The following is a 23045-nucleotide window of genomic DNA, read 5'->3' on the forward strand; positions in this document are numbered from 1 at the left end:
ATGGCCAGTCAATCCGTGGTAATCGACTCCTACCAGCATCTGCTCCAGCAGTCGCAGCGGATGCTCGAATTCGCCCGTCAGGGCGACTGGTCCAGCCTGGTGCTGGAGAAGTCCCGCTATCTGGTCGAGCTGGAGAATGTCACCCAGTGCGAGCGGCGCCTCGGCGTCGAGGGCGGCGACCGGGTGCGGCGCGCCTGCCTGCTCGAGCAGATCCTCGAACTGGAAGCGGAGATCCGCAGCTGCCTGCTGGCCCGCCGTGACGAGCTCGGCCGGCTGATCGGCGTCTCGCGCCGCCAGCTCGAGGTGGGGCGTGCCTATCGCGCCGATGCGCCGGTCGGCCCCGATGGGGGCGGCATGTGAGCGGTATCACGCCGCTGCTGGACACCTTGCTGCATCAGGTGCTGGGGCGGCGTGTGGATATTCCGGTCGTCAAGGATCTGAACGCGGCGGTGTCGGCTCCGGTGCCGGCGCAGGGGCCGCGTCCCCTGCACAGCGATTCGCGGCTCGATCCGCGCGAGCAGGCGCCGCTGGCGCAGGCCTCGGCGGCGACGCGCAGCCAGGCCGCCCATGGCCCGGCGCCGCGCACCCCGGGCGCCGGCGAGACGCCGCCGCCGGCCCAGGCGCAGCCGTCGACCAGTACTTCGTTCAGTGCCGCGGCGCGGCTGATCGGCGACCTGCTGCAGCGCTTTCCGGCGCCGCCGGCGGCCATCGCGCCCGCCGTCCCGCTGCTGACCGAGGCGCTGGTGGGGCCGCAGGCGGCCGCGCAGATCGCCGGGCAATTGCAGCAGAGCATCCAGTCCAGCGGGCTGTTCTACGAAGCGCACGTGGCGCGCTGGTCGCGTGGCGAACTGCCGCTCGAGGCGCTGCAGCGCGAGCCGCAGATGCGGGCGTTGCCTCTACCGGCGCAGCCGCCTGCCATGCAGGGTGCGGCGCCGGTGCAGGAGCCGGTCGCGCCCGAGTCGGCGGCGACGCCTGTGCTGCCCGGCGAACGTCTGTCGCCGGCCGAGCAGCGGCTGGAAGTGCTGGACGAACGCCTGGCGCTCGGCGAGCGCGAGGGTGGCGCGGTCGGCGAGGCGCAGCTGCCGCTGCTGCGCCAGCAGCTGGAGCTGCTGGCGGCGCCGCAGCTGCGCTGGGAAGGCAATCTCTGGGCCGGGGTGTTCGTCGCGCTGAACATCCAGCCGCCGCCGGCGGAGCCGCGGGCTGAAGGCGACGGCGAGCGCGAAGGCGAGGGCTCGCCGGGGCAGGGGGCGTGGCAGGTGCGCCTGGCCTTGCGCCTCGAGGGGCATGGCGAGCTGGAGGTGGCGATCAGCCTGCAGGGCGAGCGGCTGGCGCTGACCCTGCAGACCGAGTCGGCCAGCCTGCGTGGCTACTTCGTACAGACCCGTGGGGCGCTGGAGGAGTGCCTGGCCGGTCATGGCTTCAGCGAGGTGAGTCTGCACCTGCTCGACCGCGACGGGGAGGCCGACGATGGCCGATGAGCACCTTCGGGCGCGGCGGCGCCAGGCGCTGGCGCTCGCCTACCGTGACGGCGAGCAGGCGCCGCGGCTGGTGGCCAAGGGCTATGGCGAGGTGGCCGAACGCATCATCGCCGAGGCGCGCCGGCACGGCGTGCCGATCCACGACTCGCCCGAGCTGGTCGGCCTGCTGATGCAGGTGGACCTCGATGCGCGGATTCCGCCGCAGCTGTATCAGGTGGTCGGCGAGCTGCTGGCCTGGGCGGGCAGGCTGCAGGCGCTGCAAAAGTAGCGCCATATTTTTGATGCAGATCAAGGGAGTGCGTCGGCGCTGGTGGCTTTTAGCACTGTATAGGTTTTTTGCAAGTGTTTTTTTGGCGCCAAATAGCTGTTTTTTGCGTGTTTTGCCCGCTTTTATGAGATCGGTTATCGATTGGATTCCGCATATATCCTTTGGTTGTGCTACCTGGTTCACATTTTTGCGTGATAGCATTTCATCGCAGGCGGAACTTGGACGTCAGACAAGTGTCGCCGAGCCTTCGTAATGCACAGCCGGAGTCCAATGCCAAGAGTGGCGTCAAAAGCGCTGTCACGGTTGTGTACAACTATTAGCTTGAGTCGCTGGGCGGCGTGCAGCCTTGATGACGTTTGAATTTCAAGGGTTAATCATGAGTGTCGATAGTCTGCTGGACGATATCCAGGAGCTGAATCTCTCCTACCTGCTGCTGGCGCAGAAGCTGCTGCGCGAGGATCCGGTGACCGCTCAGTTCCGTCTCAAGCTCAATCCGCAGACTGCCGAGCTGATCGGCGGGCTGTCGGCCAAGCAGCTCATGCAGCTGTCCCGCACCCGCCAGTTGCTCTGCCGGATGGTGCTGGATGATGCCGAACAGCTGGCGCAATTGACCCAGAACCAGCGCGAACAGGACCTCGGGCGGATCCATGCCGCCCTGTTGATGGCGTCGGTGTCGCCCGTGGCTGCAACTGCTGGCTGAGTAGGTGCTTCATGAGCGAAAAGAGTCTGCTCAACGAAATGCAGCAGGTGCAGCTGGCGATCGACCTGATCGAGCTGGGTGCGCGGCTGCAGGTGCTCGAGACGGAAACCGATCTCAGCCGGGGGCGGCTGATTCGCCTGTACAAGGAAGTGCGCGGCGTGTCGCCGCCGAAGGGCATGCTGCCGTTCTCCACCGACTGGTTCGTGACCTGGCTGCCGAATATCCACTCGTCGCTGTTCTACAACATCTACGAGAGTCTGGTGCTCAGTCACGGCTGCGAGCGCATGGAGGCCTTCGTCAAAGCCTATCGCCTGTATCTCGAGCATGTCGACCTGGCCGAGGACAGCGAGGTGGTGCTCGGGCTGACGCGCGCCTGGACCCTGGTGCGCTTCTTCGAGAGCGAAATGCTCGAGCTGGTGAGCTGCACCAACTGCAGCGGTCGCTTCGTTGCCCATGCGCACGCGCCCAAGCGGGGCTACGTGTGCGGCATCTGCCAGCCGCCGTCGCGCGCCGGCAAGACCCGCAAGCAGCGCGAGGCCAGCCTCGAGGCCACCGCCAGCGGTGGCGAAGAGGTCGGCTTCGGCGATGCGCCGCTGGCGGTCGCCTGCGGCTGATGTTTCCCTCCGGGGCGCCCGCTCGTGGCGCCCCTGGTGGCTCGCCCACCCCCTGCCGCGCCGTATCGGCTCCGTTTCCCGCTTCGCGCATGGCCCCCTCAAGTTTCGCCGGCGATTGCCGATAGCACAGAAGTCATCTCCTGATCTGACCCAAGGAAGCGTTGTCGTGCTGATCGTGATCGGATTCGCCGTGGTCCTCATTTCCGTGTTCGGTGGCTATGTGCTGTCCGGGGGCAGTCTCGGCCCGCTCTATCAACCCACCGAAGTGCTGATCATCTGCGGCGCGGCGCTGGGCGCCTTCCTCGCCGCCAACCATGGCAAGGCGATCAAGGGCACGTTCAAGGTCGCCTCCACCCTCAAGCGCAGTCTCAAGTACGACAAGGCGATGTACATGGAGGTGCTGGCCCTGCAGTACAAGCTGCTGGCCAAGGCCCGGCGCGACGGCATGCTGTCGATCGAGCGCGACATCGACAGTCCGGCGGAAAGTGCGCTGTTCGCCGAGCATCCGGCGCTGCTCGAGGACACCATGATCATGCACTTCCTCACCGACTACCTGCGCCTGATGGTCAGCGGCAACATGAGCGCCCACGAGATCGACGAGCTGATGCTGCACGAGATCGAGTCGTTCGAGCACGAGGCACACCTGCCGGCGGACGCGCTGAGCAAGGTCAGCGACGGCCTGCCGGCGTTCGGCATCGTCGCCGCGGTGATGGGCGTGGTGAAGACCCTGAGCATGGCCGCCGGCGCCCCGCCGGAGGAAATGGGCATGATGATCGCCCACGCCCTGGTCGGCACCTTCCTCGGCATCCTGCTGGCCTATGGCTTCGTCGCGCCGCTGGCCAGCCGCATCGGTCGTCAGGTAGCCGAGGCGGTGAAGATGCTGCAGTGCCTGCGGGTCACCCTGCTGGCCAGCATCAACGGCTATCCGCCGCAGATCGCCGTCGAGTTCGGGCGCAAGGCGCTGGACATCGTCGAGCGGCCGACCGCCGCCGAACTGGAAGAGCACGTGCGCAACCAGAAGCCGGCGGCCGCGGCAGGTAGTGCATGAGCGACCACGACCGCCCGATCATCATCGTCCGCCGCAAGAAGGTCGCCCACGGCCATCACGGCGGCGCCTGGAAGATCGCCTTCGCCGACTTCATGACCGCGATGATGGCGTTCTTCCTGGTCATGTGGATTCTCGCCTCCTCGGACGAGAAGACCCGCCAGTCGGTCGCCGAGTACTTCAGCACGCCCCTGGTGGTGGCCATGGCCGGTGGCGACAAGCCCACCGCCAGCGACAGCGCGATTCCCGGCGGCGGCCCCGACCCGACCCACGCCGAGGGCGAGCGGATGCGCATCGACCTGCGCGAGAAGACCCGCAGCAGCGACGAGCAGGCGCGTCTGCAGGATCTGAAGAAGCGCATCGAGGCGGTGATCGAGAACGATCCGGCGCTGCGCGAACTGCGCGAACAGATCCGCCTCGAGCTGACCCCCGAAGGCCTGCGCATCCAGCTGGTGGATACCGAGTCGCGGCCGATGTTCGAGGTCGGCAGCGCGCGCGTCGCTCCCTATCTGCGCAGCCTGCTGCGGACCATCGCGCCGATGCTCAACGAATTGCCCAACAGCATCCAGATCACCGGACATACCGACAGCCGTCCCTACCCGGGTGGCGAGGTCGGCTACGGCAACTGGGAGCTGTCCAGCGAGCGCGCCAATGCCTCGCGCCGCGAACTGGTGGCTGGCGGCCTGTCCCTGGACAAGCTCCTGCGGGTGGCCGGCATGGCCGACCGCGTGCCCTTCGAGGGGGCCGGTCCGCACGACCCGATGAACCGGCGCATCGCGGTGATCGTCCTCGATTCGCGAACCGCCGCCGCCATCCTGGAGCAGAGCTCCTTCACCCCGGAGGCCGAACCCGCGCCGACGCCGAGCGTCCCGCCCGTTCCCGCCACCGGCACCCCCCCAACGCCCGAGTGAGAGCCTGCATGGATATCACCGAATTCTACGCCACCTTCTTCGAAGAGGCCGCGGAGCTGCTGGACGACATGGAGCGCCACCTGCTGGAGCTGGATATCGACGATCCGGATCCCGAGCAGCTCAACGCCATCTTCCGCGCGGCCCACTCGATCAAGGGGGGCGCCGGCACCTTCGGCTTCGATGTACTGCAGAAGACCACCCACATCTTCGAGAACCTGCTCGATCACCTGCGCCGCGGCGAGCTGAAGCTGCGCCGCGACATCGTCGACCTCTTCCTGGAAACCAAGGACATGCTGCAAGACCAGCTGGACGCCTACCGCCACAGCGCCGAGCCGGATGCCGAGGCCTTCGCGCGCATCTGTCAGACCCTGCAGCAGCTGGCGCTCGAGGAGATCGGCCATGCCTCCGAGGGGGCTGCGCCGCCCGCCGCGGCCCCGGCTCCTGCGCCGGCACCGGTGGTCGAGCCGGAGCCGGTGGCGCCGAGCGTCGAGGCGCCGGCCGTGGCCGACGAGGGCGGGCAGGCGCGACTGTGCGTCGCGCTGCTGGGCGTCAAGGAAAAGGATCGCCAGTTGCTGGTCGACGAGCTCAAGCAGTTCGGCACCATCACCCGTCAGGGCGGCGACCTGCAGCGCTATGAGGTGGAGCTGCTTTCCGAGGAGGACCCCGGCGACATCGAGGCAGTGATGTGCTTCATCGTCGAACCCGAGCAACTGGAGATCTGCGTGCTCGGCATCGGCGCCGGGCCGGCTTCGGCCACCGTCGAGCTGGAGCCGATCGCCCAGCTGGTGGCCGCCTTCGCCCCCGAGGCGGCGGCCGTGGCTGCCGCCCAGGCCGTGCAGGCGCCCGCCGCGCCAGTCGTGGCGCCGCCTGTTGCGCCGGCCCCGGTTGCGGCGCCTGCTGCGGCACCGGTGCCTGCGCCTGTTCCGGCCGCCCCGGCAGCGGTGGCTCCGCTCGCCAGCGCACCGGTGGCCAGTGCTCCTGCCGCCAGTGCGCCGGCCAACTCCGCGCCGGCCGCGCGACCTGCGGCGCCGGCCAGCGCCGAATCCAGCAGCCTGCGCGTGCCGGTGGACAAGGTCGACCAGATCATCAACCTGGTCGGCGAACTGGTGATCACCCAGTCGATGCTGGAGCAGACCGCCGGCCAGCTCGACCATGGCGTGCACAGCGAGCTGATCAACAGCATGAACCTGCTCAAGCGCAATGCACGCGACCTGCAGGAAGCGGTGATGTCGATCCGAATGGTGCCGATGGACTACGTGTTCAGCCGCTTCCCGCGCCAGGTGCGCGACCTCGCCGGCAAGCTGGGCAAGCAGGTCGAGCTGGTCACCGAGGGCAAGTCCACCGAACTGGACAAGAGCCTGGTCGAGCGCATCATCGACCCGCTCACCCACCTGGTGCGCAACAGCCTCGACCACGGCATCGAGTCGCCGGAGAAGCGCGCAGCCGCCGGCAAGTCGCCGGTCGGCAGGCTGACCCTGTCCGCCCAGCATCAGGGCGGCAACATCCTCATCGAGGTGCGCGACGACGGCGCCGGCCTCAACCGCGACAAGCTGCTGGCCAAGGCGCGCAGCCAGGGTCTGGCGGTGACCGACAACATGCCCGACGACGAGGTCTGGCAACTGATCTTCGCCCCCGGCTTCTCCACCGCCGAGCAGGTCAGCGACGTGTCCGGGCGCGGCGTGGGCATGGACGTGGTGCGCCGCAACATCCAGTCGATGGGCGGCCACGTGCAGATCCTCTCGCGCGCCGGGCAGGGCACCACCATCCGCATCGTCCTGCCGCTGACCTTGGCGATCCTCGACGGCATGTCGGTGCGCGTCGGCGGGGAGATCTTCATCCTGCCGCTCAGCGCGGTGCTCGAGTCGCTGCAGCCGCGCGCCGAGGATCTCTACTCGATGGCCGGCACCGACCTGCTGCTCAAGGTGCGCGACGAGTACCTGCCGGTGGTCGCCCTGCACCAGGTGATGGACGTGCCGGGAGCGCGCACCGCGCCCACCGAGTCGATCACCGTGATCGTGCAGGGCGAGGGCCGCCGCTACGCCCTGCAGGTCGACGACCTGATCGGCCAGCAGCAGGTGGTGGTGAAGAACCTGGAAGCCAACTACCGCCGGGTGCCGGGCATCTCCGCGGCCACCATCCTCGGCGACGGCAGCGTCGCCCTGATTCTCGATGTCGGCGACCTGCAACGCCTCAACCGTAGTCAATCCGCGCTGCGCGACCCGCGCGCCAGCGCCGCCCCCCTCCAGGAGGTTATCTGATCATGTCCATCACTCATCCGACCGACAGCGCCGCCGAGGCCCAGCCGCGCGAATTCCTGGTGTTCTCGCTGGGCAACGAGGAGTACGCCATCGACATCCTCAAGGCCCAGGAGATCCGCGGCTACGAGAACGTCACCCGGATCGCCAGCGCGCCGCCGTTCATCAAGGGCGTGACCAACCTGCGCGGGGTGATCGTGCCGATCATCGACCTGCGCATCAAGTTCAACCTCGATCGCGTCGAGTACGACGGCCAGACCGTGGTGATCGTGGTGAACGTCTCCGGCCGGGTGGTCGGCGTGGTGGTCGACGGCGTTTCCGACGTGCTCAGCCTGACCCCCGAGCAGATCAAGCCGGCGCCGGAGTTCGGCCTGTCGCTGTCCTCCGACTACCTGAGCGGCCTGGCCAGCCTGGAGGACCGCATGCTGGTGCTGGTCGACATCGACCGCATGCTGACCAGCGAGGAAATGGCGCTGGTGGAGCGCTCCGCGGCCTGAGGCGCGGCGCCGGCGCTACGGCGTCTGCCCTCGCTGTGGCGGCGGCAGACGGCCGGGCGAAAGTTCTTCCCCGGATTGCCGATAGATGTATGAGCGGTACGGGCCGCGGGTGGCGGTCAGTCCGGCAAGCCATAAGTGAAAAGAAAAAAGGCGGGGTTAGCAAATGCGCAATCTGACGACGAGCCAGAAACTCTGGGGCACCTTGATCGCGGCCTGGCTGGCGATGCTGGTGCTGATGTTCTGGAGCTCCTGGGTGACGCGCAGCGTCATGTTCGACGAACGCAAGGCCAAGGTGGAAAGCCAGGTGGCGATCGCCCTGTCGGTGATCAGCGACGTGGCCGCGCAGGTGCAGCGTGGCGGCATGAGCCTGGAGCAGGGCCAGCTGTACGCCGGTGAGCTGATCAAGAGCATGCGCTACGACGACGGCCGCGGCTATTTCTTCGTCTTCGACGACAGCATGGTCGTCGCCCACCCGACCATTCCGACCAGCACCTCGGTCGAGGACTTCAAGGATGCCGATGGTCGCCACCTGTTCGTCGAGATGGCGCAGGCGGTGAAGAAGGCCGGCGAGTCCGCCTTCGTCGACTACCGCTGGAAGCATGCCAACGGTACGGAGCTGGAGAACAAGCGCTCCTTCGTGCGCAGTTTCGAACCCTGGGGCTGGTACATCGGTACCGGCACCTACATCGCCGACATCAACGAGATGTTCGTGCAGAAGCTGATCCGGGCGGCGCTCGGCTTGCTGCTGGCTGGCATCCCGCTGTCGCTGCTGATGGGCTGGGTGATCCGTGACCTGCTGCAGCGCCTGGGCGGCGATCCGCGCTACGCCGTGGCGGTGGCCCGGCAGATCGCCGAGGGCGACCTCAGCCAGGCGCCGCTGCTGCGTGCCGGCGACACCCAGAGCCTGCTGGTGGACATGAACCGCATGCGCGAGTCGCTCAGCCGCACCATCGGCGACATCAGCCACAGCGCCCGCGAGGTGCACAGCGAGGCCGAGGCGATCAGCTTCGGCAACGCCGAACTGGCCGCGCGTACCGAGCAGCAGGCCGCGGCGCTGGCGGAAACCGCCTCGACCATGGAGCAGCTCACCTCCACGGTGCGGCAGAACGCCGAGAACGCCGACCAGGCGCGGCGCCTGGCGGCCAACTGCGCCGACAACGCGCGCAAGGGCGGCAGCGCCATGGAGCAGGTGGTCGACGCCATGAACGCGATCCAGAGCAGCGCCACCCAGATGTCGAGCATCGTCGACACCATCGACGCGATCGCCTTCCAGACCAACATCCTCGCCCTCAACGCCTCGGTCGAGGCGGCGCGGGCCGGCGAGCAGGGCCGCGGCTTCGCCGTGGTCGCCGGCGAGGTGCGCAAGCTGGCCAGCCGCAGCGCCGAGGCCGCCCACGAGATCAAGGGGCTGATCGACGGCGCCGGCGGTCAGGTGCGCAACGGTAACGAGCGGGTACGCCAGACCGGCGAGGTCATCCGCAACATGGTGGCCGACATGGGCCGCCTGAACACGCTGATCGGCGAGATCTCCTCGGCCTCGGCGGAGCAGAGCAACGGCATCGAGCAGGTCAACGTGGCTGTGGCGCAGATGGACCAGATGACCCAGCGCAACGCCGGCATGGTGCAGGACAGCGCGCTGGCGGCCCAGCGCCTGAGCAAGCAGAGCGCGCGCCTGAGCGAGCACGTGGTGCGCTTCGTCATCGGCGGCGACAGCGCCGCGCCGCGCGCCCGCGCCGAAAGCGGGGCGTTCGAGCGGCAGCCGGACGGAGTGCGCGGCGAGGCGGCGTGGTCCTGAGCGATCGACAACGAGGTCTGCCATCGGCGGCAGGTAACAGGGAAAAGGAGAGCAAGGTGAAGCTACTGAACGACATGACGGTGCGCCTGAGCTGGAACCTGGTGCTGGGACTGTTCGCCACCCTGGTGTGCGGCCTCAGCGTCGTCGGCTGGTACAGCCTGGGGTTCGCCGAGCAGACCATCGCCGCCCTGCCGCAGGCCGGCGGGCAGCAGGCCTTCGCCGGGTTCGCCGACCTGATGCGTGGGCTGATCGCCCTGATCGTGCTGGTCTCGGTGGGCAGCATCTGTGCGGTGGTGTGGGGGGTCAACCGCAACGTGATCCGCCCGCTGCAGCGGGTGGTCGGCCACTGCGAGCAGATCGCTGCCGGCAACCTGGCCGAGTCGATCGAGAAGGGCAACGCCAACGAGATCGGCCAGCTGTTCGCCTCGCTGGCGCACATCCAGCAGCGCCTGACCGCCACCGTCGGCACCGTGCGGCACAGCAGCCAGCTGATCCACGAGGGCGCCCAGGAGATCGCCGAGGGCAATCGCAACCTGTCCGCGCGCACCATCGAGCAGGCCGCCTCGCTGGAGAACACCGCCTCGAGCATGGAGCAGCTGACCTCCACCGTCGGCCAGAACGCCGACAACGCGCGCCAGGCCAGCCAGCTGGCCGCCACCGCGGCGCAGGCCGCGCAGCGCGGCGGTGAGGTGGTCGACGAGGTGGTCAGCACCATGGGGCAGATCAGCAGCAGCTCGCACAAGGTCGCCGAGATCATCAAGTTGATCGACTCGATCGCCTTCCAGACCAACATCCTCGCCCTCAACGCCTCGGTCGAGGCGGCGCGCGCCGGCGAGCAGGGCCGCGGCTTCGCCGTGGTGGCCGGCGAGGTGCGCAGCCTGGCCAGCCGCAGCGCCGAGGCGGCCAAGGACATCCGCACGCTGATCGGCGAGTCGGTGGCGCGGGTCGAGACCGGCAGCGAGCTGGTCAGCCAGGCCGGCAACGCCATGCAGGAAATCGTCGAGGCGGTGCAGAAGGTCGCCGACATCATGGACGAGATCGCCGCCGCCTCCGCCGAGCAGAGCAACGGCATCGGCCTGGTCAACCAGGCGGTGACCCAGATGGATCAGGTGACCCAGCAGAACGCCGGTCTGGTGCAGGACTCGGCGCGCTCCGCCAGCGACCTGGTCGGCGAGGCCGCCCGTCTGCGCGAGGCGGTGGAAGTGTTCCGCATCGTCGAGGCGCAGCTGGCGCAGCGCGCGCCGGCCGAGTCGTGGGCGCGTCAGCAGTACCGCAACGCCGAGCGCGAAGTGGCCGAGCTGGCTCGTCCCGCTGCCGGCAGCCCCGCGGCCAGGCCGGCGGCTGAAGATGACGACTGGCAGACCTTCTAGTCCGCTGTCCCGCCTTCAGGGCCGTCACATTCATGGAGATGCAGCATGCGCAATAACCAGCCGGTCACCCAGCGCGAATTCGAGTTGGCGGACGACACCTTCCTGATCTCGCGTACCGACCTCAAGGGCCGGGTCACCTACGCCAACCCGACCTTCATCAAGGTCAGCGGCTACTCGTGGGAGGAGCTGCACGGCGCCGACCACAACCTGGTGCGTCATCCGGACATGCCGCCGGAGGCGTTCGCCAACCTGTGGTCGACCATCCAGGACGGGCACTCCTGGAACGGCGTGGTGAAGAACCGACGCAAGAACGGCGACCACTACTGGGTGCGCGCCAACGTCACGCCGACCGTCGAGGACGGTCGGGTGGTCGGCTACACCTCGATCCGCCGCAAGGCCACCCGCGCCGAGGTCGAGGCGGCCGATGCCGCCTACCGGCTGATCCGCGAGGGCCGTGGCGGCAAGTTCATGCTCGACCGCGGCCGCCTGCTGCTGCGTGGCCCGGCCGGCTGGCTGGCGCGTCTGCAGCCGTCCTCGCTGCGTTTCCGCCTGTGGCTGATCCGCCTGATCGCCGTGCTGATGGTGGCCGGCAACAGCGTGTCCGGAGTGACGAAGTTTCTCGAGGGCGCCGAAGGCCTCGAGATGCTGGCCGAGGGGACGATGGCGCTGCTCGGCGTGCTGCTGCTGACCATGACCCTGAGCACCGGACGCGCCCTGCTGCGCGGCCTGGAGTCGGCCGCCGACTACATGGCGCAGCTGGCCGCCGGCAACCTCGATGCGCGCCTGCGCAGCAGCCGTCTCGACGAGCTGGCCCTGCTGATGCGTTTCCAGGAGGCGCTGCGCAAGAGTGTGCGCGGTATTTCGGTCGACGTGAACAACAGCGTCAACGCCCTGTCGGCTGCCGTCGACGGCATCGCCTCCGGCAACGAGGAGCTGTCCGCGCGCACCGAGCAGCAGGCCGCCTCGCTGCAGCAGACCGCGGCGAGCATGGAAGAGCTGACCGCCACCGTGCAGCAGAACGCCGGCAACGCCCGCCACGCCAGCCAGCTGGCCAGCGACGCCGCCAGCACCGTGCGCGACAGCGGCGAGGTGATGGGCCAGGTGGTCGGCACCATGGACCAGATCACCGCCACCTCGCGCAAGATGACCGAGATCATCAACGTCATCGACTCGATCGCCTTCCAGACCAACATCCTTGCGCTCAACGCCTCGGTCGAGGCGGCGCGCGCCGGCGAGCAGGGCCGCGGCTTCGCCGTGGTGGCCAGCGAGGTGCGCAACCTGGCCAGCCGCTCGGCCGAGGCGTCCCGGGAGATCCGCGGCCTGATCGTCAGCTCCTCGCAGCAGATCGACGAAGGTGCCCAACTGGTACAGCGCGCCGAACAGAGCATCGAGGGCGTGGTGGCGGCGGTGACCAAGGTCAACGACATCATGGGCGAGATCGCCGCCGCCTCGGCCGAGCAGAGCAGCGGTATCGCCCTGGTCAACCAGGCGGTGGCGCAGATGGACGACGTCACCCAGCGCAACGCCGGCCTGGTGCAGAGCGCGGCCCAGGCGGCAGTGGAGCTGAAGGGGCATCTCGACGACGCCCTGCGCACCATGGGGGTGTTCCGGCACGAGGGCCAGCAGACCGTCGCGCCGCGCGCGCCTGCCGCCGCGGTGCGCCGTGCGGCGCCCGTGGACGCCGCGTCGGCGGCCAATACCCGGCCGGCCAGGCGCAAGGACGCCGAAGCGGTCGAGGAGTGGAGCGAGTTCTGAAGGATTCTGCGACACGGAGGTTTTCGCATGGAAAGTCACTGGACGCGATTCATTGCAGTGCGCTGCGGTTTTTCCCCGCCGCGCCCTGCCTGACAACGAATACGCCGGCCCCGCGCCGGCCTGCCACAGTAGTGGAGCAAGTCTGTTATGCGTAACAACCAGCCGGTCACCCAGCGCGAGTACGAGTTGCGGGACGAGCACTTCCTGATTTCCCGCACCGACCTCCAGGGCCGGATCGTCTATGCCAACCCGTCCTTCATCGAGGTCAGCGGCTACTCCTGGGAGGAGCTGCACGGCGCCAACCACAACCTGGTACGCCATCCGGACATGCCGCCGGCTGCCTTCGCCAACCTGTGGGAAACCATCCAGCAGGGGCATTCCTGGAACGGCCTGGTGATGAATCGGCGCAAGAACGGCGACCACTACTGGGTACGCGCCAACGTCACGCCGACCGTCGAGGCAGGGCGGGTGGTGGGTTACACCTCGGTGCGCTCGAAGCCGGGCCGGGCCGAGGTGGATGCGGCGAGCGCGGCCTACCGGGCGATTCGCGAGGGGCGCGGCAAGCACCTGCGCCTCGATCGCGGGCGCCTGGTGCATCGCGGACCGCGTGGCTGGCTGGTGCACCTGCGCCGGCCCTCCCTGCGCGCGCGCCTGTTGAGCATCATGGTCGCCGCCGGGGTGGTGGTGATCGACAGCAGCGTCACGCTGGTGCAGGCGCTGATCGAGGGCGCGGGGACTGCGGAGCTGCTGGAGGCGGCGGGCCTGGCGCTGGTCGGCCTGTTCCTGCTCGGCCGCATCGTGGGGACCGGTCGCGCGATGCACCGCGCGCTGCAGGACTCGGTCGACTACATGGCGCAGCTGGCCGCCGGCAATCTGGAGGCCCGCCTGGGCGAGTGCGAGATCGGTGAAATGGCCGAGCTGATCCGTTTCCAGGGCGCGGTGCGCAACAGCGTCGCGCGGATCGCCCGCGACGTGAACCACAGCGTCGACTCGCTGGCCCTGGCGGTGGACGACATTGCCCGCGGCAACGAGGAACTGTCCGCGCGCACCGAGCAGCAGGCCGCCTCGCTGCAGCAGACCGCGGCGAGCATGGAAGAGCTGACCGCCACCGTGCAGCAGAACGCCGGCAACGCCCGCCACGCCAGCCAGCTGGCCAGCGACGCCGCCAGCACCGTGCGCGACAGCGGCGAGGTGATGGGCCAGGTGGTCGGCACCATGGACCAGATCACCGCCACCTCGCGCAAGATGACCGAGATCATCAACGTGATCGACTCGATCGCCTTCCAGACCAACATCCTCGCGCTCAACGCCTCGGTCGAGGCGGCGCGCGCCGGCGAGCAGGGCCGCGGCTTCGCCGTGGTGGCCAGCGAGGTGCGCAATCTGGCCAGCCGCTCGGCCGAGGCGTCCCGGGAGATCCGTGGGCTGATCGTCAGCTCCTCGCAGCAGATCGACGAGGGTGCCCAGCTGGTGCAGCGCGCCGAACAGAGCATCGAGGGCGTGGTGGCGGCGGTGACCAAGGTCAACGACATCATGGGCGAGATCGCCGCCGCCTCCAATGAGCAGAGCAGCGGCATCGCCCAGGTCAACCAGGCGGTGGCGCAGATGGACGACGTGACCCAGCGCAACGCCGGTCTGGTGCAGACCGCGGCGCAGGCTTCGGTCGACCTCAAGGGCCATCTGGACGACGCCCTGCGCACCATGGGCGTGTTCCGCCTGCGTGACCGGCAGGCCCGGGCGGCGGCTCCCGCGGCGCGCCCGCAGGTGCAGCGCGCGCCGCGCGTCTCGGCGCCCGCGCCGGCTGCGGCGTCGGCAGCCGCACCGGCCGCGCGCCGTGAGGAGCCGGCCACCGAGGAGTGGAGCGAATTTTGAGCATATGCAGGGAGTAGTTCTTGAGCATTACGATGAACGCTGAAGTGTCGGCCGCCGGCGGCTTTGGTCGCGATCTGGTGATGAACGACGCGGATTTCCACCGCATCTGTCAGCTCATCTACGATCGCGCCGGCATCGTGCTGGCTGACAACAAGCGCGAGATGGTCTACAGCCGTCTGGCCAAGCGCCTGCGCATGCACGGCATGAGTCATTTCGGCGAGTACCTCGACCGCCTCGCGCGCCAGCCCGGCGCGCGGGAGTGGGAGGCCTTCACCAATGCGCTGACCACCAACCTCACCGCATTCTTCCGCGAGGCGCACCACTTCCCGCTGCTGGCCGCGCATGTCGCCGGCCGGCGCGAGCCGGTGCGCGTCTGGTGCGCGGCGGCGTCGACCGGCGAGGAGCCGTACTCGATCGCCATGACCCTGATCGAGGCGCTCGGCCCGCAGCTGGCCAGCCAGTCGCGGGTCATCGCCACCGACATCGACACCGATGCCCTGAGCAAGGCGCGCACCGGTGTCTACCCGCTCAAGCAGGTGCTGGAGATGGGCGAGGAGCGCGCGCACCGCTTCTTCCTGCGCGGCAGCGGCGAGCGCGTCGGCCTGGCGCGCGTGCGTCAGGAGCTGATGAACATGGTCGAGTTCCGCCAGCTCAACCTGCACGACGCGAAGTGGAACATCAGCGGACCGTTCGACGCGATCTTCTGCCGCAACATCATGATCTACTTCGACAAGCCGAGTCAGGCCAAGATCCTCAAGCACTTCGTGCCCTACCTGAAGCCGGATGGCCTGCTGATCACCGGCCATTCGGAAAACTTCTCCTACATCAGCGACGACTTCGTGCTGCGCGGGCAGACGGTATACACCCTGCGCGACGCCGGCCGCGCTAAAGACTGAAGCGCGCTTGCCGATAACTTTCCATATGTCAGCGTGAAATCCGTGGCCCACCCTGCCGGCGGCAGGGTGGTGCCATCACCCGCTACACGCGAAGGAGAGCAGTTTGAGTGTCCCCAAGATCAAGGTTCTGTGTGTCGATGACTCGGCGCTGATTCGTGACCTGCTGCGCGAGATCATCAACGCGCAGCCGGACATGGAAGTGGTGGCGGTGGCCGCCGATCCGCTGGTGGCGCGCGACCTGATCAAGCTGCACAACCCCGACGTGCTGACCCTGGACGTGGAAATGCCGCGCATGGACGGCCTCGACTTCCTCGACCGTCTGATGCGCCTGCGGCCGATGCCGGTGCTGATGGTGTCGTCGCTGACCCAGGCCGGTTCCGAAGTGACCCTGCGCGCGCTGGAGCTGGGGGCGCTGGACTTCATCGCCAAGCCGCAGATGGGCATCCGCCACGGCATGCTCGACTACAGCGAGCTGATCGCCGACAAGATCCGCGCCGCCGCCCGTTCGCGGCCGCGCCAGTCGCCGCCGGCCAGCGCGCCGCGGCCGCCGGCGCTCAAGGCGCCGCTGATTTCCAGCGAGAAGCTGGTGATCATCGGCGCCTCCACCGGCGGCACCGAGGCGATCCGCGCGGTGCTCGAGCCGCTGCCGGCCAACAGCCCGGCGATCCTCATCGCCCAGCACATGCCCGGCGGCTTCACCAAGTCGTTCGCCGAGCGGCTCAACCGGCTGTGCAACATCGCGGTCAAGGAAGCCGAGGACGGCGAGCGCATCCTGCCCGGTCACGCCTACATCGCCCCCGGCACCGCCCACCTCAAGCTGGTGCGCAGCGGCGCCAACTACGTCGCCCGTCTCGATGACGGTCTGCCGGTCAATCGCCACCGCCCCTCGGTGGACGTGCTGTTCCGCTCGGCGGCGGAAAGCGCCGGGCGCAACGCCATCGGCGTGCTGCTCACCGGCATGGGCCGCGACGGCGCCCGTGGCCTGCTGGAGATGCGCCAGGCCGGCGCCTTCACCTTCGCCCAGGACGAGGCCAGCTGCGTGGTGTTCGGCATGCCGCGCGAGGGCATCGCCCTCGGCGGGGCCTGCGAGGTGGTCTCGCTCGACCAGATGGCCGAGCGGATTCTCAAGCAGGTGGCGGCGTCCGGCCGTGCGCAACGGGTTTGAATGACGGATCGTGAGTTCGAGTTGAGGATGGCGGAGATGTTCAGTTACTTGCGCGGAAAAAGCATTCAGGCGACGGTCAACCGGGCGATGGTGGTGTTCCTGCTGCTGCTGCTGACGGTCTCCGTCCTGGGGGTGATGAGCAGTCGCAGCGCCAAGCTGGAGATCGAGCGGATCAACCGCATCGCCGTCGACCAGTCCGACTATGCGCAGGCCGCCGATCGCAACCGCCTGAACGCGATGATCGCCCTGTTCAGCTACGAGCGGCTGCTCGGCAATCGCCAGGCCGACGAGGCCGCCAAGCGGGCGCGCCTGGCCGAGGCCGACGAGCATATCGGCAAATCCGTCGAGTACCTCGAGCGCTTCCAGAAGATGCCGGTGCTGAGCACCGAGGAAGGGCGCCGCGCGGTGGAGGGCTACCAGGCCCAGCTGGCGCTGATGGTCGACCTGCTCCGCCAGCAGAGCGCGGCCCTGCGCAAGGGTGACCTGGAGACCTACCGGGCACTCGAGAAGCGCGTGCTCGGCGAGGAGCAGCCAGTGCTCGAGGAGTCGATGGTCAGGCTGTTCGCCTTCTTCACCAGCTTCGCCAATGCCGAGATGAAGCGCTACGAAGAGACCTTGCAGCTGTATGCGGTGTTCGGCGGTCTCGCCCTGTGCTGCTCGATCCTCGTGCTGCTGTTGCTGCGCGCCAGTCTGTTCCGCCTGGTCGTGCGGCCGATCGAGGAAGTGGCCGAGCACCTGCAGCGCCTGGCCAAGGCGGACCTGTCGCAGTCGATCGAGGTCACCGTGCAGAACGAGGTCGGCCACCTGCAGCAGGCGATGCGCGACATGCAGGCCAACCTGCGGGAAATCGTCGGCACCGTACGCGCCAGCAGCGCGGCCATCTACGAGGGCGCCCAGGAAATCAGCCGCGGCAACGTCGACCTGTCGTCGCGCACCGAGCAGCAGGCCGCCTCGCTGCAGGAGACCGCGGCGAGCATGGAGCAGATGACCTCCACCGTGCAGCAGAACGCCGACAATGCCCGCACCGCCAGCGCGCTGGCCAACGACGCCTCCGACACCGTCGGCAAGGGCCGCGAGGTGGTGGCCCAGGTGGTCGACACCATGCAGGGCATCGCCGACAGCTCGCAGCAGATCGCCAGCATCATCAACGTGATCGACTCGATCGCCTTCCAGACCAACATCCTCGCGCTCAACGCCTCGGTCGAGGCGGCGCGCGCCGGCGAGCAGGGCCGCGGCTTCGCCGTGGTCGCCGGCGAGGTGCGCACGCTGGCCGGACGCAGCGCCGAGGCGGCCAAGGAGATCAAGACGCTGATCCAGGACTCCAGCCGCCGCGTGGAGGAGGGCTCGCAGCTGGCCGAGCAGGCGGGGCGGACCATGGTCGACATGGTGGCCGCGGTACGCCGGGTGACCGACATCATCGACGAGATTTCCGCGGCCTCGCAGGAGCAGAGCGACGGCATCGGCCAGATCAACGTGGCCATCGCGCAGATGGACGAGGTGACCCAGCAGAACGCCGGGCTGGTGCAGCAGGCCACCACCGCGTCCACCGCGCTGGACGCCGAGGCGCATCGCCTGGAAGAGGTGGTGGCGGTGTTCCGGCTGGGCCAGGAGTCCGCGCGTCGCGCCCCCGCCAGAAGCATGCCGCCGGCGCGCCCGCAGCCGGCCGCCCAGCCTGAAGGCGCCGCTCAGCCGGCGACCGGCGGCCGCCAGCCGGTCGCGGCGAGTGCGCAGGAGCAGTGGGAAGAATTCTGAACCCGCGAGCGCGAGCTCCGCGGACAGCGAGCAATCAGGGCGTTGCCGGCCGTGTAGCGGCCCGGCGCACCGGATCGACAAACGCCATGACACGATGAGGAAAGACAATGGCCGACAAGAACATGAGCATGCTGGTAGTGGACGACTTTCCGACCATGCGCCGGATCGTGCGGAGTTTGCTCAAGGAGCTGGGCTTCAACAACGTGGAAGAAGCCGAAGACGGCCAGGATGCCCTCAACAAGCTGCGCTCGGGCAAGTTCGAGTTCGTGGTTTCCGACTGGAACATGCCCAACCTCGATGGCCTGGACATGCTCAAGCAGATCCGCGCCGACGACAACCTCAAGCACCTGCCGGTGCTGATGGTCACCGCCGAGGCGAAGAAGGAGAACATCATCGCGGCCGCCCAGGCCGGCGCCAACGGCTATGTGGTCAAGCCGTTCACCGCCGCGATCCTGGAAGAGAAGCTCAACAAGATTTTCGAGAAACTGGGCAAATAACCGGCGCCCGGAGGAGACAGCTTATGAGCGGTGACGTACAGCAGGCAGCTGCCAACTGGGACATGGCGCCGGATGAACTGATCCAGCGCATCGGGCAGCTGACCCGCATGCTGCGCGACAGCATGCGCGAACTTGGCCTGGACAAGGAAATCGAGAAGGCCGCCGAGGCGATTCCCGATGCGCGCGACCGTCTGACCTATGTGGCTTCGATGACCGAGCAGGCCGCCGAGCGCGCCCTCAACGCCATCGACCGCGCCCAGCCGTTGCAGGACGAGCTGGCCAAGGGCGCCAGCGGACTGGATCAGCGCTGGGAGGCCTGGTTCGCCAATCCGGTCGAACTGGAGGAGGCTCGCGAGCTGGTCAAGGACACCCGCGCCTACCTGGCCGAGGTGCCGCGCCAGACCCAGGCGACCCAGCGCGAGCTGATGGAGATCCTGATGGCGCAGGACTTCCAGGATCTCACCGGCCAGGTCATCAAGCGGATGAACGAGGTGATCCGCGAGATCGAGCACCAGCTGATCCAGGTGCTGATCGAGAGCGTGCCGGACGGCAGCGAGGCGATCATCCTCAAGCGCCTGGCCGAGAGCGAGTGGGAGCCGGAAAAGCAGAAGCAGCTGCTCAACGGTCCGCAGGTCAAGCCGACCGCCGGCGACGCGGTGGTCAACCAGGATCAGGTCGACGACCTGCTCGACCAGCTGGGTTTCTGACGACTGTGGCATTGCCGAGGAAAGTGCACGGATGATGATATTCGCCCGCCGGAAACAGGCCGCCCAGCAGGAAGCAGCCGAGCAGCAGGCCCACAAGCTGCTCGAGGATCTGCAGCAGCTCGAACAGCAGCTGCTGTCCGCCGATCAGGCCCGGGATGGCCTGAGCCACGTGTATGCCAGCCACCTGCGCGGTGCCGGCATGCTCGAGGTGGTGCGGCAGAGCATCGCCGAGCGTGCCGAGGCCCTGGTCGAGGAGCGCAAGGAGCTGAAGAAGCTGGACGACGTGTTCGGCGACGCGCGCAGTGCGGTCAGCGCCCTTGACAGCCGCTCCCGGCGCATCAGCGAGCATGCCGACAGCAGTGCGCGCAGCGCCGAGGTGCTCGACCAGGCGGCCGGGGGCATCAAGGGGCTGGTGGAGAACATCCAGAAGATCACCGACCAGACCAATCTGCTGGCGCTGAATGCCGCCATCGAGGCGGCCCGGGCCGGCGAGGCCGGGCGCGGTTTCGCCGTGGTGGCGGGCGAGGTGCGCCAGCTGGCGCAGCGCGCCGCCGTGGCCAGTGCGCAGATCGACGAGCTGGTGCAGGAAATCGTCGGCGAGATCGCCAGCATCCGCGCCGCCGTGCTGCTGACCCAGGACAGCGCGACCGAGGTGTCCGCCTCCTCGGTGCAGATCAACGAGGTCGTCGGCACGATGATCGAGCGCTCCGAGCACCTGCAGGGCATCATCCGCCAGACCACCACCACGTCCTTCCTCAACGCCACCAAGCTCGACCATGCGGTGTGGAAGAACCAGGTCTACCGGCACATCCACAATGCCGAGTTCGCTGCCCAGCTGACCTGTCACAGCGAGTGCCGCCTGGGCAAATGGTACTTCCAGGGCTATGGCGCCCGGCACTATGCCCATCTGCACAGCTTCCAGGCGCTCGACGCGCCGCACCGCGAAGTGCACGAGGCCGGGCTGCGGGCCCTGCAGGCCGGGCAGGCGGGCGACAGCGCGGCGATGCGCGAGGCGCTGGAGCAGATGGAGGATGCCAGCATGCAGGTGGTCGGCTGCATCGACCAGCTGATGCGCCAGCTCTGAGCGTCGGCTTTTCCCGGTTGTCACTCCCGCGCAGGTGGGAGTGCGGCCGGCAGCAGTCTCGTGGATTCTCTCCCGTAGCTTTCCTTCGGCCGTTCGGCCTCAACCGCCCGTGCATCTCGTCTGGATTGACCCCGCGAAGCTAAGAGATGGTGTCCACCTATTTATCGTGGACACCATCTCGAGGCTCTCATGCGGGCAATCAGGCAGCGACGTCTTTCGTCGTCCTGCGCATCGAAAGTCCAGCGGATCTGCCGCTGGCAACCTTTCCCCGCGATAAAAGCCTTATTCCCTTGCAGCAAATGCGGGAATTCTGCGGCTGGTGCCTAATACGCTCCCCAGTCATGGTTCTGTCGCCTGCCTGCCAGTCTTTCGCTGGTGTGCTGTTTGGTGACGAGCGGATGACTGGCCCATGGCGCATCTTTGCCGCCCCCTCGCTTGCGGGGTTGTCAGCGCATTGCTGCCGGCGTACGGCCATGGAGCGAAACGGATGCAGGGCGCTTGTCGATGCGCTGGTCGAGCTTGCCTGTACGGGATGGGTCGCCCCTTGAGCGGCTGTCAATCACGAGAAAACGCTAATGACCAATCACTCTCGACCTGTCACTCGGAACGAGTACAAGGTCTCCGAAGATCAGAATCTGTTGTCCCGTACCGACCGCAACGGGGTGATTACCTATGCCGCACAGGCATTCGTCGAGGTCAGTGGTTATTCCCGCGAGGAACTGGTCGGTTCGCCGCACAGCATCGTGCGCCATCCCGACATGCCCCGCGAGGCCTTCGCCAATCTCTGGCAAACCCTCAAGCGCGGCGAGATCTGGGTCGGTCTGGTGAAGAACCGGCGCAAGAACGGCGACTACTACTGGGTGCGCGCCCATGTCACGCCGATCGTCGAAAATGGCGAGGTCGTCGGCTATACCTCGGTGCGGGTCAAGCCGGACGATGCCGAGGTCCGCCTGGCCGAGCAGACCTACGCGCGTCTGCTGGCGGGCGACAGTCGTGGGATCAGGCTGGATCGCGGACGCATCAAGCGTACCGGCTGGATGGGCTGGCTGAGCCAGTTCAGCTTCAGCAGTCTGCGCACGCGCATCCAGGCGGCCCTGCTGGCCAATGTCGTCCTGCTGCTGCTGGCGCTGAGTGTCGTGTTCTGGCGCGAGAGTGCCCTGCAGGCGGAGCTGGAGCGCCTGGACGGAGGGGGAGCCAAATTGCGGGACGTGGCTGGCGAGATCGTGCGGGCGCAGGGGATGTTCGATTATCTGCAGGTCGGCGTGCTGCTGCTCATCGCCCTGCTCAGTGCGGGGGTCTTCGCCTTCATGTTGCGCGCCATCCAGCGTGAAGTGCGGCGGGCGACGAATTTCGCCATGCAGATGGCCGCCGGCAACCTAAGCGCCCTACGCCCGGAGTGCCAGCACCGGGAGTTCGCCGTGCTGACCGAAATGCTCGCGGTAATGCAGCGCAGCCTGAGCAATATCGCCACCGAGGTGCATCGTAGCCTCGACGCGGTCAGGCCGGCGGCCAGCCAGGTTGCCGATGGCAGCGACAACCTGTCCGCGCGCACCGAGCAGCAGGCCGCCTCGTTGCAGCAGACCGCCGCGAGCATGGAGGAGATCACGTCCACGGTGCAGATGAATGCCGGGCATGCCAAGCACGCCAGCCAGCTGGCCGATGCGGCGGCGAGCGAGGTGCGCAACAGCGGTACGGCGATGCATCAGGTCGTCGAGCGCATGGCGGGTATCACGACCAGCTCGCGGAAGATCGCCGAGATCATCGGTGTGATCGACTCGATCGCCTTCCAGACCAACATCCTGGCCCTGAATGCCTCGGTCGAGGCGGCGCGGGCCGGTGAGCATGGTCGCGGTTTTGCGGTGGTGGCCAACGAGGTGCGCAGTCTGGCGACGCGCTCGGCCAGTGCGGCGGAGGAGGTGCGCAAGCTGATCGAGGCATCGCGCCAGGAGGTGACGCTGGGCGAGAAGCAGGTGCAGCAGGCCGAGCAAGCCATCGCCGGGGTCACCGAGGCCGTGCTAAAGGTCAATGACATCATGAACGAGATCGCGGCGGCGTCGGACGAGCAGAACCGCGGTGTCGAGCAGGTCAACATCGCCATCGCGCAGATGGATCAGGTCACCCAGAGCAATGCGGCGCTGGTGGTCGAGTCCGCGCAGTCCGCGCACACCATGGAGACCCAGGTCGCGGAGCTGGCCAATACCATTTCGGCGCTGCGCCTGGCCGGACAGGGCCGCGGGGCGGTGCAGAGGCCCCGGGTCGTCCCTGCTGGAGTCCAGCAGCGCGCCCCTGCGGCGCCGTCACGTGCCGCTCATGGGCGTTCGCTTCCGGCACGCGAACCGATGGGCGGCACCCAGCAGCAGGAGTGGAGCGAGTTCTGACGCGGACAG

Annotated in this window: 20 protein-coding genes and 4 pseudogenes; all 24 read left to right on the forward strand. The window is 68.0% G+C overall.

The features are described from left to right. The 24 genes and pseudogenes from BLT78_RS04255 to BLT78_RS04350 all read left to right on the forward strand — a co-directional run bounded on the left by BLT78_RS04255 (position 1) and on the right by BLT78_RS04350 (position 23036). Positions 1-360 (forward strand): flagellar protein FliT, encoded by a 360-nt coding sequence (locus tag BLT78_RS04255; protein ID WP_090347775.1) that lies wholly within the window; start codon positions 1-3, stop codon positions 358-360. After that, complete coding sequence (locus BLT78_RS04260) at positions 357-1478, forward strand: flagellar hook-length control protein FliK (RefSeq protein WP_090347776.1); 1122 nt, start codon at positions 357-359, stop codon at positions 1476-1478. The genes BLT78_RS04255 and BLT78_RS04260 overlap by 4 nt, the downstream gene beginning before the upstream one ends. Beyond that, positions 1468-1746: an EscU/YscU/HrcU family type III secretion system export apparatus switch protein gene (locus BLT78_RS04265; protein WP_090347777.1), complete on the forward strand. Its 279-nt coding sequence runs from the start codon at positions 1468-1470 to the stop codon at positions 1744-1746. The genes BLT78_RS04260 and BLT78_RS04265 overlap by 11 nt, the downstream gene beginning before the upstream one ends. A 376-nt stretch (positions 1747-2122) precedes the next feature. Continuing rightward, entirely contained in the window at positions 2123-2446 is a 324-nt protein-coding gene (gene flhD / locus BLT78_RS04270; protein ID WP_090347778.1) for a flagellar transcriptional regulator FlhD, read from the forward strand. Between the two features lie 11 nt (positions 2447-2457). Beyond that, entirely contained in the window at positions 2458-3060 is a 603-nt protein-coding gene (gene flhC, locus BLT78_RS04275) for a flagellar transcriptional regulator FlhC (protein WP_090347779.1), read from the forward strand. 166 nt (positions 3061-3226) lie between these two features. Beyond that, complete coding sequence (motA, locus tag BLT78_RS04280) at positions 3227-4108, forward strand: flagellar motor stator protein MotA (RefSeq protein WP_090347780.1); 882 nt, start codon at positions 3227-3229, stop codon at positions 4106-4108. Next, entirely contained in the window at positions 4105-5016 is a 912-nt protein-coding gene (motB, locus tag BLT78_RS04285; protein ID WP_090347781.1) for a flagellar motor protein MotB, read from the forward strand. The genes motA and motB overlap by 4 nt, the downstream gene beginning before the upstream one ends. Before the next feature lie 8 nt (positions 5017-5024). Then, the gene (cheA, locus tag BLT78_RS04290) at positions 5025-7274 is read left to right on the forward strand and encodes a chemotaxis protein CheA (RefSeq protein WP_090347782.1); all 2250 of its coding nucleotides are present in this window, start codon (positions 5025-5027) and stop codon (positions 7272-7274) included. 2 nt (positions 7275-7276) lie between these two features. Next, positions 7277-7768, forward strand: coding sequence for a chemotaxis protein CheW (locus BLT78_RS04295; protein WP_090347783.1), 492 nt, complete (start codon positions 7277-7279; stop codon positions 7766-7768). Positions 7769-7931: 163 nt separating this feature from the next. Continuing rightward, a complete protein-coding gene (locus tag BLT78_RS04300; protein ID WP_090347784.1) occupies positions 7932-9563 on the forward strand; it encodes a methyl-accepting chemotaxis protein in 1632 nt (543 codons plus the stop codon). Positions 9564-9799: 236 nt separating this feature from the next. Continuing rightward, entirely contained in the window at positions 9800-10933 is a 1134-nt protein-coding gene (locus BLT78_RS04305) for a methyl-accepting chemotaxis protein (protein WP_408003103.1), read from the forward strand. 45 nt (positions 10934-10978) lie between these two features. Next, positions 10979-11275, forward strand: a pseudogene (locus tag BLT78_RS22005) (PAS domain-containing protein); the annotation flags it as partial. Positions 11276-11512: 237 nt separating this feature from the next. Beyond that, complete coding sequence (locus tag BLT78_RS04310; RefSeq protein WP_456239002.1) at positions 11513-12688, forward strand: methyl-accepting chemotaxis protein; 1176 nt, start codon at positions 11513-11515, stop codon at positions 12686-12688. Between the two features lie 147 nt (positions 12689-12835). Continuing rightward, on the forward strand, positions 12836-14557 hold the full coding sequence (locus BLT78_RS21795; RefSeq protein ID WP_090347786.1) for a methyl-accepting chemotaxis protein: 1722 nt from the start codon (positions 12836-12838) through the stop codon (positions 14555-14557). Positions 14558-14589: 32 nt separating this feature from the next. Next, positions 14590-15453, forward strand: coding sequence for a CheR family methyltransferase (locus tag BLT78_RS04320; RefSeq protein ID WP_090347787.1), 864 nt, complete (start codon positions 14590-14592; stop codon positions 15451-15453). Between the two features lie 103 nt (positions 15454-15556). Continuing rightward, the gene (locus BLT78_RS04325; protein WP_090347788.1) at positions 15557-16618 is read left to right on the forward strand and encodes a protein-glutamate methylesterase/protein-glutamine glutaminase; all 1062 of its coding nucleotides are present in this window, start codon (positions 15557-15559) and stop codon (positions 16616-16618) included. 594 nt (positions 16619-17212) lie between these two features. Continuing rightward, a pseudogene (locus BLT78_RS21920) lies at positions 17213-17452 on the forward strand (HAMP domain-containing protein); the annotation flags it as partial. Further along, the gene (locus BLT78_RS21925) at positions 17444-18370 is read left to right on the forward strand and encodes a methyl-accepting chemotaxis protein (protein ID WP_408003104.1); all 927 of its coding nucleotides are present in this window, start codon (positions 17444-17446) and stop codon (positions 18368-18370) included. The pseudogene BLT78_RS21920 and the gene BLT78_RS21925, both read left to right, overlap by 9 nt. A gap of 107 nt (positions 18371-18477) precedes the next feature. Next, entirely contained in the window at positions 18478-18867 is a 390-nt protein-coding gene (gene cheY / locus BLT78_RS04335; protein ID WP_090347790.1) for a chemotaxis response regulator CheY, read from the forward strand. Between the two features lie 23 nt (positions 18868-18890). After that, entirely contained in the window at positions 18891-19574 is a 684-nt protein-coding gene (gene cheZ / locus BLT78_RS04340) for a protein phosphatase CheZ (protein ID WP_090347791.1), read from the forward strand. A gap of 199 nt (positions 19575-19773) precedes the next feature. After that, positions 19774-20241, forward strand: a pseudogene (locus BLT78_RS21930) (methyl-accepting chemotaxis protein); the annotation flags it as partial. A gap of 27 nt (positions 20242-20268) precedes the next feature. Further along, positions 20269-20658, forward strand: a complete 390-nt coding sequence (locus BLT78_RS21935; RefSeq protein ID WP_408003105.1) for a CZB domain-containing protein — start codon at positions 20269-20271, stop codon at positions 20656-20658. Positions 20659-21233: 575 nt separating this feature from the next. After that, positions 21234-21566 (forward strand): annotated as a pseudogene (locus tag BLT78_RS21940) (PAS domain-containing protein); the annotation flags it as partial. A gap of 129 nt (positions 21567-21695) precedes the next feature. Beyond that, positions 21696-23036, forward strand: a complete 1341-nt coding sequence (locus tag BLT78_RS04350; RefSeq protein WP_408003106.1) for a methyl-accepting chemotaxis protein — start codon at positions 21696-21698, stop codon at positions 23034-23036. Positions 23037-23045: the final 9 nt, after the last annotated feature.

Origin of the sequence: Pseudomonas oryzae, from assembly GCF_900104805.1 — a bacterium.
In the GTDB taxonomy this organism is placed as follows: domain Bacteria; phylum Pseudomonadota; class Gammaproteobacteria; order Pseudomonadales; family Pseudomonadaceae; genus Geopseudomonas; species Geopseudomonas oryzae.

What these genes read in the sequence shown, in the direction of transcription:
- BLT78_RS04295 (WP_090347783.1), top strand. Translation starts at nt 7,277, where the DNA reads ATGTCCATCACTCATCCGACCGACAGCGCCGCCGAGGCCCAGCCGCGC.
- cheY (WP_090347790.1), top strand. Translation starts at nt 18,478, where the DNA reads ATGGCCGACAAGAACATGAGCATGCTGGTAGTGGACGACTTTCCGACC.
- BLT78_RS04255 (WP_090347775.1), top strand. Translation starts at nt 1, where the DNA reads ATGGCCAGTCAATCCGTGGTAATCGACTCCTACCAGCATCTGCTCCAG.
- BLT78_RS04350 (WP_408003106.1), top strand. Translation starts at nt 21,696, where the DNA reads ATGGGCTGGCTGAGCCAGTTCAGCTTCAGCAGTCTGCGCACGCGCATC.
- flhC (WP_090347779.1), top strand. Translation starts at nt 2,458, where the DNA reads ATGAGCGAAAAGAGTCTGCTCAACGAAATGCAGCAGGTGCAGCTGGCG.
- BLT78_RS04310 (WP_456239002.1), top strand. Translation starts at nt 11,513, where the DNA reads ATGGTGGCCGGCAACAGCGTGTCCGGAGTGACGAAGTTTCTCGAGGGC.
- motB (WP_090347781.1), top strand. Translation starts at nt 4,105, where the DNA reads ATGAGCGACCACGACCGCCCGATCATCATCGTCCGCCGCAAGAAGGTC.
- flhD (WP_090347778.1), top strand. Translation starts at nt 2,123, where the DNA reads ATGAGTGTCGATAGTCTGCTGGACGATATCCAGGAGCTGAATCTCTCC.
- BLT78_RS04305 (WP_408003103.1), top strand. Translation starts at nt 9,800, where the DNA reads ATGCGTGGGCTGATCGCCCTGATCGTGCTGGTCTCGGTGGGCAGCATC.
- cheZ (WP_090347791.1), top strand. Translation starts at nt 18,891, where the DNA reads ATGAGCGGTGACGTACAGCAGGCAGCTGCCAACTGGGACATGGCGCCG.
- BLT78_RS21795 (WP_090347786.1), top strand. Translation starts at nt 12,836, where the DNA reads ATGCGTAACAACCAGCCGGTCACCCAGCGCGAGTACGAGTTGCGGGAC.
- BLT78_RS04265 (WP_090347777.1), top strand. Translation starts at nt 1,468, where the DNA reads ATGGCCGATGAGCACCTTCGGGCGCGGCGGCGCCAGGCGCTGGCGCTC.
- BLT78_RS21935 (WP_408003105.1), top strand. Translation starts at nt 20,269, where the DNA reads ATGATCGAGCGCTCCGAGCACCTGCAGGGCATCATCCGCCAGACCACC.
- BLT78_RS04320 (WP_090347787.1), top strand. Translation starts at nt 14,590, where the DNA reads ATGAACGCTGAAGTGTCGGCCGCCGGCGGCTTTGGTCGCGATCTGGTG.
- BLT78_RS21925 (WP_408003104.1), top strand. Translation starts at nt 17,444, where the DNA reads ATGCAGGCCAACCTGCGGGAAATCGTCGGCACCGTACGCGCCAGCAGC.
- cheA (WP_090347782.1), top strand. Translation starts at nt 5,025, where the DNA reads ATGGATATCACCGAATTCTACGCCACCTTCTTCGAAGAGGCCGCGGAG.
- BLT78_RS04300 (WP_090347784.1), top strand. Translation starts at nt 7,932, where the DNA reads ATGCGCAATCTGACGACGAGCCAGAAACTCTGGGGCACCTTGATCGCG.